Source organism: Streptomyces sp. 8L (assembly GCF_020176795.1).
Lineage (GTDB): Bacteria > Actinomycetota > Actinomycetes > Streptomycetales > Streptomycetaceae > Streptomyces.
On sequence record NZ_JAIUKE010000105.1, the window covers coordinates 1 to 8,534 of the forward strand.

At 73.0% G+C, this 8,534-nt stretch carries 10 protein-coding genes; 4 read left to right on the plus strand and 6 right to left on the minus strand.

Features of this window, described 5'->3' with window-relative positions:
• Nucleotides 1–89 precede the first annotated feature (89 nt).
• From LCE31_RS11120 to LCE31_RS11130, 3 genes are read right to left on the minus strand one after another with little or no spacing between them, the layout of a single operon-like run.
• Nucleotides 90–1,010: an SDR family oxidoreductase gene (locus LCE31_RS11120; protein WP_225014019.1), complete on the minus strand. Its 921-nt coding sequence runs from the start codon at nucleotides 1,008–1,010 to the stop codon at nucleotides 90–92.
• A complete protein-coding gene (locus tag LCE31_RS11125) occupies nucleotides 1,007–1,933 on the minus strand; it encodes an alpha/beta fold hydrolase (protein WP_374118449.1) in 927 nt (308 codons plus the stop codon). The genes LCE31_RS11120 and LCE31_RS11125 overlap by 4 nt, the downstream gene beginning before the upstream one ends.
• Before the next feature lie 26 nt (nucleotides 1,934–1,959).
• On the minus strand, nucleotides 1,960–3,516 hold the full coding sequence (locus tag LCE31_RS11130) for a flavin-containing monooxygenase (RefSeq protein WP_225014020.1): 1,557 nt from the start codon (nucleotides 3,514–3,516) through the stop codon (nucleotides 1,960–1,962).
• 189 nt (nucleotides 3,517–3,705) lie between these two features.
• Between LCE31_RS11130 and LCE31_RS11135 the strand changes: the two genes are divergently transcribed.
• Nucleotides 3,706–4,443, plus strand: coding sequence for a MerR family transcriptional regulator (locus LCE31_RS11135; RefSeq protein ID WP_225014027.1), 738 nt, complete (start codon nucleotides 3,706–3,708; stop codon nucleotides 4,441–4,443).
• Nucleotides 4,444–4,503: 60 nt separating this feature from the next.
• On the opposite strand, the gene LCE31_RS11140 is transcribed toward LCE31_RS11135, so the two are convergent.
• The 3 genes from LCE31_RS11140 to LCE31_RS11150 all read right to left on the minus strand — a co-directional run bounded on the left by LCE31_RS11140 (nucleotide 4,504) and on the right by LCE31_RS11150 (nucleotide 6,385).
• Nucleotides 4,504–5,301: an exodeoxyribonuclease III gene (locus LCE31_RS11140; RefSeq protein WP_225014021.1), complete on the minus strand. Its 798-nt coding sequence runs from the start codon at nucleotides 5,299–5,301 to the stop codon at nucleotides 4,504–4,506.
• Nucleotides 5,302–5,381: 80 nt separating this feature from the next.
• Nucleotides 5,382–5,789 carry a rodlin gene (locus tag LCE31_RS11145; protein ID WP_225014022.1) on the minus strand — a complete coding sequence of 136 codons (408 nt, stop codon included), beginning with the start codon at nucleotides 5,787–5,789 and terminating at the stop codon, nucleotides 5,382–5,384.
• A 185-nt stretch (nucleotides 5,790–5,974) separates the two neighbouring features.
• The gene (locus LCE31_RS11150; RefSeq protein ID WP_225014023.1) at nucleotides 5,975–6,385 is read right to left on the minus strand and encodes a rodlin; all 411 of its coding nucleotides are present in this window, start codon (nucleotides 6,383–6,385) and stop codon (nucleotides 5,975–5,977) included.
• A gap of 217 nt (nucleotides 6,386–6,602) precedes the next feature.
• On the opposite strand from LCE31_RS11150, the gene LCE31_RS11155 reads away from it, so the two are divergent.
• The 3 genes from LCE31_RS11155 to LCE31_RS40815 form a co-directional block, all read left to right on the plus strand.
• On the plus strand, nucleotides 6,603–7,010 hold the full coding sequence (locus LCE31_RS11155) for a rodlin (protein ID WP_225014028.1): 408 nt from the start codon (nucleotides 6,603–6,605) through the stop codon (nucleotides 7,008–7,010).
• A gap of 326 nt (nucleotides 7,011–7,336) precedes the next feature.
• Nucleotides 7,337–7,573: a chaplin gene (locus tag LCE31_RS11160; RefSeq protein WP_225014024.1), complete on the plus strand. Its 237-nt coding sequence runs from the start codon at nucleotides 7,337–7,339 to the stop codon at nucleotides 7,571–7,573.
• A gap of 137 nt (nucleotides 7,574–7,710) precedes the next feature.
• A partial coding sequence (locus LCE31_RS40815) for a chaplin (RefSeq protein ID WP_225014025.1) occupies nucleotides 7,711–8,534 on the plus strand: 824 nt, incomplete at its 3' end.

Below are 8,534 nucleotides of genomic sequence, written 5' to 3' on the forward strand. Positions count from 1 at the left end.
CCCGCGGCACCCCCCCGCCCTCGTGGGGGCTTGGGGGGGGGGGGGGGGGCCCCCCCCGCCCCCCCCGCCCCCGCCCCCGCCCCCCCTTCTCAGTGCTCCTGCGTGCGGCCCGCCTCGTCGGCCTGCCCGCCCGCGCCCACAAGTCCCCTGCGGATGCCGGTGAGCCGGGGTTCGAAGCGGCGCATCTCCCGCCTCCCGACCGTCGCCACCAGACCCGGCAGGTACGGGCGGACGCCCTGCATCGCGCGCAGCCACCACTGCCCGTACACATGCGGCGAGCGGTGCTCGATCCCGGCCACGATCCGGTCGACGGCCGGCCCCAGGGGGTACGTGAGGTTCGAGGGCCACGGCAGCCGCTGCCGGAGCTCGCGCATCACGTCGTCCTGATCGGCGCCGCGCACCATGTCGGTGTCGGTCCAGGACAGATAGCCGACGCCGACCCCGACACCCCGGTGCCCGACCTCGCAGCGCAGCCCGTGCGCGAACGCCTCGACGCCCGACTTCGACGCGCAGTACGCGGTCATCATCGGCGCGGGGGTCATCGCGGCGAGCGAGGCGATCTGGAGGAAGTAGCCCCGGCTCGCGAGCAGTTCCGGCAGGAAGGCGCGCGCGGTGTTGGCGCCGCCGATGAGGTTGACCTCGATGACGCGCCGCCAGGTGCCGGGGTCGGAGTCGGCGAACGGACCGCCGTTCGCGACGCCCGCGTTGGCGACGGCGATGTCGACGCGGCCGAACCGCTCGCGGATCTCGCCCGCGACCCGGCCGAGCGCGGTGTGGTCGGTGACGTCCGCGTACCAGTGGCCGCTCTCGCCGTGCAGCCGCTCCCCGACCTGCTTCAGCTGGTCCTCCTCCAGGCCGACCAGGGCGACGGTGGCGCCGCGCGCCGACAGCTTGCGGGCGAGCAGCTCGCCGACGCCGCGCGCGGCGCCGGTGACGACGGCCACCTTCCCCTCAAGGACGGGCCTCCTGCCCGCGCTTCGCCGGCCGTTTCGCACCGTGGGGCGGCTCATGCGACTCCCTCCGCGTGCTTGAGGTGGGCGGTGGCGAGTTCGCGGATCGCCGCGTTCACGGCCTCCGGGGCCTCGACCGGGGTCATGTGCCCTGTGCCGGGCAGGGTGGTGAAGCCGGCGCAGTCCGGCAGCCAGCCGGCCAGCCGGCGCGCGTGGACGGGCGGAGTGAGCCGGTCTGCCTCGCCCGCGAGCACTGCCGTGGGCACGGCCAACTCCCTGACTCCCAGCTCCAGATCGAGCGTGTCCAGGACTCCCGACCAGGCGACGCGGGCGGCGCGCGGGCAGGCGTGCACGATCTCGACGCACCGCCGTACCCGGTCCTTCGGGGCGGCCGGGCCCATCGTCCCGTAGTGCAGGGCCCGTATCGACAGCGGTGTGACGGGGCCGAGCGGGGCGCGGGCGCCGAGTATGCGGCGCGTGATGCCGGTACGCAGCCGGCCTGCCCGGATCGGCACCACGCGCGCGTCGGAGACCAGCCGCGACGCGCCCGTGCTGCACAGCAGGACGGCGGCGGCGTGCTCGCGGAACGCGGGCCGCGCGGAGGCGGCCATCATGGTCATGCCGCCCATGGAGTGCCCGGCGAGCACGGCCAGTTCGCCCGGGGCCAGGGTCGCGTCGAGCACGGCCTCCAGGTCGTCGGCGAGCGCCTCGGTGGAGTACCCGTCGGCCGCCGCGGCCGGGCTCGCGCCGTGGCCGCGCTGGTCGTAGGCGATGACCCGGTGGTCGGCGGCGAGGTCCGCGATCTGCGCGGACCAGAAGGCGATGTTGCAGGTCCAGCCGTGCGAGAGGACGACGGCTGGGGCGCCGTCGGCGCCGTAGGTCTCGATGTGTATCCGGGACCCGTCCGCGGAGACGGCCTCGACCGTACGGCTGGGCAGGGGGCGGGGGTTCGCCGTGCCGCTTGGCTGCGGGCGGGAGTCCACCGTACGGCTGGGCAGGGGGCGGAAGTTCACTGTGCGGCCTCCTTCTCTGCGGCGTCGCGGGCGGCTGCCGCACGCGCGGGCAACGGGGTGTCCGGCTGCCGGACGATGTCGTACTCGGAGGCCTCGACGCGCAGCGTGGCCCGTTTGAACTCGGCGGTGGTGCCCGGCCACACGGTGGTGTTGCGGCCCTCGGCGTCCAGGTACCAGCTGGTGCAGCCACCGGTGTTCCACACCGTGCGCGCCATCCGCTCCTGCACGTGCTCGTTCCAGGCGTGGACGGCACGGGGCCTGGCGTCGAGCGCCGCGCGGCGGCCCCGGCCCCCGCGGTCCAGGGAGCCCAGCTTGCGCAGATAGTCCGCGAGGTAGTTCAGCTGGGCCTCGATCATGAGGATCATCGAGGAGTTGCCGAGGCCCGTGTTGGGTCCGATGATCGTCATCCAGTTGGGGAACCCGTCGAGGGTGGCGCCGCGCAGGGAGCGCATGCCGCCCTCGCTCCAGGCCTCGGCGAGGGTCCGCCCGCCCGCGCCGGTGACGCGCTCGGCGATGGGCATGTCGGTGACGTGGAAGCCGGTGGCGAAGACGATCGCGTCGGCCTCGGCGGTGGAACCGTCCTGGCCCACGAGTTCGCTGCCGCGCACCTCGGCGAGCGCGGCCGTGACGACGTCGACGTTGGGCCGCGCGAGCGCCGGATAGTACGTGTTGGACAGCAGGATTCGCTTGCAGCCGATGCGGTACGACGGGGTCAGCCGGGCCCGCAGCGCGGGATCGGGCACCGCCTTCGCCAGGTGCCTGCGGGCGAGCGCCTCGACGAGGCCGAGTTCGCCGGGGTGTTTGGTGAACGCCTGGACCTGGAGCTCGCGCAGGCCCCACAGGGTCTGGCGGCGCAGGGCGGCCGTCGCGGGTACGGCCCGGTGCAGGGCGCGTTCGACGCCGGTGATGGCCCGGTCGCGGCGCGGCAGGACCCACGGGGGCGTGCGCTGGAAGAGGGTGAGCCGGGCCACGTCGGGCTGGATGGCCGGGACGACCTGGATCGCCGAGGCGCCCGTACCGACGACGGCGACGCGCTTGCCGCGCAGGTCGTAGCCGTGGTCCCAGCGCGCGCTGTGGAAGACGCGGCCGGGGAAGGACGAGAGCCCGGGGATGTCGGGGGTCCTGGGGTCGGAGAGCGGGCCGCCCGCGGAGACCACGACGTCCGCCGTGAACGTGGCGCCCGGCGCCGTCTCGACGACCCAGCGCAGTTCGTCCTCGTCCCACCGCGCCGAGGTGACCTCGTGGCCGAGCCTGAGGTGGGGGGCGAGGCCGAAGGTGTCGACGACGTCCTCCAGGTACGCCCGGATGTAGGGCTGCCCGGAGAAGGCGCGCGGCCAGTCGGGGTTGGGCGCGAACGAGAACGAGTACAGGTGCGACGGCACGTCGCAGGCGCACCCCGGATAGTCGTTGTCGCGCCAGGTCCCGCCCACGGAGTCGGCGCGCTCCAGCACCACGAAGTCGGTGATGCCCTCACGGCGCAGTCGTACGGCGGCGCCGATCCCGGCGAACCCGGACCCGATCACGGCCACGCGCACATGCCTGTGCTGTCCCATACTCGCCTCCAACCATGCCAGCATTCACTGGCACGATGGGAGCGTAGAGCACCCGCGTACTGATGGGTAGGGGGTGCGCGCCCATGAGTTACCGGCAGTACGTCCGCGGCGCGGCGGGTCCGGTCATAGGCTGGCGGGATGCCGGACGATCACCGAGACCCCCGCGGCGGCGCGGGCCGCGAGTACCGCATGGAGGAGCTGGCCGAGGCGGCCGGCCTGCCCGCCCGTACGGTGCGCTACTACCGCGAGCGCGGCCTGCTCCCGCCGCCGCGCCGCGACGGCCGTATCGCCTGGTACGACGACCACCACCTGGCCCGGCTGCGCACGATCGCGGGGCTGCTTGAGCGCGGCCACAACCTCAACGGCATCGCGGACCTCGCGACCGCCCTGGAGAACGGCCGCGGCATCCACGACGTCCTCGGGATGAACGCGCCGACCGAGGAGACGCCGGTCAGCCTCTCCCCCGAGGAGATGGCCGACTACTTCGAGGCCGAGGTGACGCCGGAGAACCTGGCCGAGGCCCTGGAACTCGGCTACCTCGCCACCGACGGCGACCACCTCGTCCACATGAGCCGCCGCCTCCTCGACGTCTCCTCGTCCCTGGTCCGCTCGGGCGTGCCGCTCTCCGCCGTACTGGCGGCGGGCCGCGAGGTACGCGCCCACGCGGACGCCCTCGCCGCCCTGTTCACCGGGCTGCTCAACGCGCACGCCCCGGACGCCGACCCGAACACGCTGCGCCCGCTGGCCCGGAGCGTGGTGGAGGCGGAGCTCTCCCTCGCCCTCGACCACCGCCTCGCCACGGCCGCGGAGGGCCGTGCGCCGGACAGTACGAAGGCGGCGGACCGTGCGCCGGACACCACGAAGAGGGAAAGCGCCCGCCCGAAACGCCGCGAGGCGCGGGACACGCGGGGACCGCTGGGCCGGTAGGAGCCAGGGGGCCCGGTCCTCAGGGACCGCTGGGGCGGTAGGAGCCGCGCGGTCCGGTCCTCAGGGGCCGTACGTGACGGTGACCGGCGCGTGGTCGGACCAGCGCTCGTCGTGGCTCGCGGCGCGCTCCACGACGGCCTTGAGCGCGCGGGCCGCGAGGCCTCCGGTCGCGGCGTGGTAGTCGATCCGCCAGCCCGTGTCGTTGTCGAAGGCCCGCCCACGGTAGGACCACCAGGAGTACGGGCCCTCCTGGTCCGGGTGCAGCGCGCGCACGACGTCGACGTAGCCCGTCTCCTCGTACACCCGCGAGAGCCAGGCGCGCTCCTCGGGCAGGAAGCCGGAGTTCTTGCGGTTGCCGCGCCAGTTCCTCAGGTCGGCCTCCTGGTGCGCGATGTTCCAGTCGCCGCACACGAGCACCTCCCGGCCGTCGGCCGCCGCCCGCTCGCGCAGCTCACCCAGGTAGACCAGGAACTCCGCCATGAAGCGGTACTTCTCGTCCTGGCGCGGGGTCGCCACCTCGCCGGACGGCAGATAGAGGCTGGCGACCGTCACCCCCGGCAGGTCGATCTCCGCGTACCGGCCGCTGGCGTCGAACTCGGTGCTGCCGAAGCCGATCCGCACCCGGTCCGGCTCGCGCCGCGAGTAGAGGGAGACGCCCGCCCGGCCCTTCGCCTCGGCGGGCGCGTGCACGGTGTGCCAGCCCTCCGGCTCCCGTACCTCCGCGGGCAGCTGGCCGGGCTCGGCCCGTACCTCCTGGAGGCACAGGACGTCGGCCGCGGTCCGCGCCAGCCAGGGGACGAAGCCCTTCTTCGCGGCGGCGCGCAGCCCGTTCACATTCACGGAGGTCACGGTGAGCACCCGTGCACACTACACACCAATGCCGGAGGCCCGGCCCCGCGCGGTGTGCGCGGGACCGGGCCCCCGGTACGTGGGGTGTGTCAGTGGTTGCCGACACCGTTGCCCGACAGGACCGGGATCTGGTCCAGGATGTGCGACAGCGGCTCGTCGCCCTTGGCCTGGGTGGAGTTCTCGGTGCACTGCTGGTTCTGCGGGTTGGCCAGAACGTTGACGTCCTGGACCGTGACCGGCACAAGGCCGACGAGCGAACCGGCGTTGACCTTGGCCGGCAGGCCGATGCAGGGCTTGTTCAGCGTGCCCTCGATCAGGCTCAGCTGGGGGCTCATGTCGCCCTTGGTCGCGGAGTTGCCGAAGCTCTGCTCCGCACCGTTGCCGCTGGCCGACACCGTGCCCGAGTCGTCGCCCACGGCCATGGCCGGAGCGGCCGCGGCGGCCACGCCGCCGGCGATCGTTGCGGCGACGGCGGCGGTTGCCCACAGCTTCTTCATGTGAATACCTTTCCGGAGTGTCGGACTCCACCGGTGGAGTCCGGGTCATTCAACTTGGCCGTCGGGGTTCGGTTTCGTACCGTCCCCCGGATGGCCCACCGCGGTGCGTCACCGCGCTTAGACAAGGCCGGCCGGGCACGCCGCCGAGAGCGGGGGCGCCGACGCCCGGCCGTGGCAGCGGACGGTCAGTGGTTCGCCGTACCGTTGCCGGACAGCAGCGGGACGTTGTCGAGGATGTGCGACAGCGCCTCGTCACCCTTGCTCTGCGTCGAGTTCTCGGTGCACTGCTGGTTCTGCGGGCTCGACAGGACATTGATGTCCTGGACGGAGATCGGCACCAGGCCGACGAGCGAACCGAGGTTGGCCTTGGCCGGCAGAGCGATGCAGGGCTTGTTCAGCGACCCCTGGATGAGCGCCATCTGCGGGCTCATGTTGCCGTAGGTCGCGGAGTTGCCGTAGTACTGCGCGGCGCCGTTGCCGCTCAGCGCGGTGGTGCCGTTGCTGTCGCCGACGGCCATCGCCTGCGGGGCGAGTGCGGCCGAGGCGCCCACGACGGAGGCGGCGACGGCCGCTCCCGCCATAACCTTCTTGATCACGATGAGTCCCCTTCTGAAGGATCGCCCCATCTGGCCGGGGCGCACTGAGCAACTGCGCACCGATGGTTTAGTTCTGTGCATTCACTCCAACGGCCCAGCGGTCAGTCCGGGTACTCCGTCAAGCCGATCGAGTGAAGAAGCGGAACCAAAGCGGGACGTCACGGTTGGTACAGGGCGCACCACTTCGCACCGCCGAGAAAAGGAAAACCCAACCGTGATCAAGAAGATTATGGCGGGAGCCGCAGTCGCCGCTTCCGTAGTCGGCGCCTCCGCCATGGTGGCGCCCCAGGCGATGGCCGTCGGCAACAGCCACGGCACCACCTCGGCCAGCGGCAACGGCGCGAAGGACTCGTTCGCCAACGCCACGACCAAGGGTGACGAGTCCCTCCAGGGCACTCTGGTGGGCGGCTCGCTCAACAAGCTCTGCCTCGGCGTCCCCGCGAAGGTCAACGTCGGTTCGCTCGTCGGCCTGGTGCCGGTGACGGTCCAGGACGTCAACGCCCTGTCCAACCCGCAGAACCAGCAGTGCGCCGACGGCTCGACGCAGGCCAAGGGCGACGAGGACCTGTCGCACCTCGCGGACCAGATCCCGGTGCTCTCGGGCAACGGCACGGCCAACGGCTGACCCTCGCCCCGACCCTCGCAGGGATGGCGCGCGGCCGGCCCGGGCACACCGCCCGGGCCGGCTGTTTTTCTTTTTTTCGTGTTTTACGGTTCGCCTGAGCCGACCGGACGCGCACGCCCCGCGTCCGCCGCGTGAAATAGGCGCAGAAACGAAAATGCACAACGCGGCAATCGAGTGAACGGGCGGAAGCGGTAATGCGGAACAGTTTCCTTGCCACTTTCCGATCGTTGGAGTTCCCGCAGCGGCTGTACGGGCCGGAATGTCCGAGGCCCGCGGACCACGAGAGTCGTGCGGACGCGCGTTCTCCGCTGCAGAAAGGACTCAACATGAAGGGCATGAAGGCAGCTTCCGTCGCCGCCGGGCTGCTCATGGCGGCCGGCGCAGCGGCCCCCGCGATGGCCGACGCCGGTGCCGGCGCCGTCGCCGCCAAGTCGCCGGGCGTGCTGTCCGGCAACGTGATCCAGGTCCCGGTCCACATCCCGGTGAACGCCTGCGGTCTGAGCGTCGACATCGTCGCGCTGCTGAACCCGGCGTTCGGCAACACCTGCGTCAACACCGACTGACGTCGGCTCTCTCGCGGCTCCCCCGCGCACGGCCGACCCGGTCCGCGCGTGGGGCCCGCGCATCCGGCCGCCCGCTGCGGCGGCCCGGCCACCCCGCAACGGTGCCGACCCCCTGTCAGCAGGAGAGAAAAGACCAGATGCGAGACCTCATCAGCAAAGGGCTGCTCACGGCCGCCGCGGCGACAAGTGTGCTGTCCCTCGGCGGCGGACACGCCTTCGCGTCGGACGCGCAGGGCACGGCGGCCGGCTCCCCCGGAGTGCTGTCCGGCAACAACGTGCAGGTGCCGGTGGACATCCCGGTGAACGCTTGCGGCAACAGCGTCGACGTCGTCGCGCTGCTGAACCCGGCGTTCGGCAACACCTGCGCCAATGTGACGGCGCCGCACGGGCAGTACGAGCGGGCGCACCGGGACGCGACGGCGCAGTCCCCCGCCCGCCGGGACGCGGCCGGCAACCGGGCCGCGCCGAGCTCGGGCCGGCACGCCGCCCCCGCGCCGCTGCCCGCACCGGCGCACAAGCCGATGCCCCGGCCCGGCCAGACGGTCCCGTCCCAGGGCGCGCCGATGGGCACGCCCCAGTCGGCCACTCCCGCGGCACCGGCTCACACGGCCGCGGCCCAGCACCGTCCCGCGGGCGCCACGGCGGGCGGCCAGTCCGTTCAGGCGGGCTCCGGCTCCGAGGCGTCCGGGACCGCCCAGAACTCCCCCGGCCTGCTCTCCGGAAACCTGGCCCAGGTCCCCCTGGACATCCCGGTCAACGCGTGCGGCGACACCATCGACGTCATCGGGCTGCTGAACCCCGCGTTCGGCAACACCTGCGAGTCGCAGTCCGTCCCGGCCCCGCCGTACCACCACCCGCCGCACCGCACCCAGCCCCCGGCGCCGCAGCACCACACCCCGCCCGCCCCGGGCAGGCACCGCGGGCCGCCGGACGTCCCCGGGCGGACCAGCTCGTACGTCCC

What these genes read in the sequence shown, in the direction of transcription:
- LCE31_RS11160 (WP_225014024.1), top strand. Translation starts at nt 7,337, where the DNA reads ATGAAGGGCATGAAGGCAGCTTCCGTCGCCGCCGGGCTGCTCATGGCG.
- LCE31_RS11120 (WP_225014019.1), bottom strand. Translation starts at nt 1,010, where the DNA reads ATGAGCCGCCCCACGGTGCGAAACGGCCGGCGAAGCGCGGGCAGGAGG.
- LCE31_RS11130 (WP_225014020.1), bottom strand. Translation starts at nt 3,516, where the DNA reads ATGGGACAGCACAGGCATGTGCGCGTGGCCGTGATCGGGTCCGGGTTC.
- LCE31_RS11145 (WP_225014022.1), bottom strand. Translation starts at nt 5,789, where the DNA reads ATGAAGAAGCTGTGGGCAACCGCCGCCGTCGCCGCAACGATCGCCGGC.
- LCE31_RS11135 (WP_225014027.1), top strand. Translation starts at nt 3,706, where the DNA reads ATGGAGGAGCTGGCCGAGGCGGCCGGCCTGCCCGCCCGTACGGTGCGC.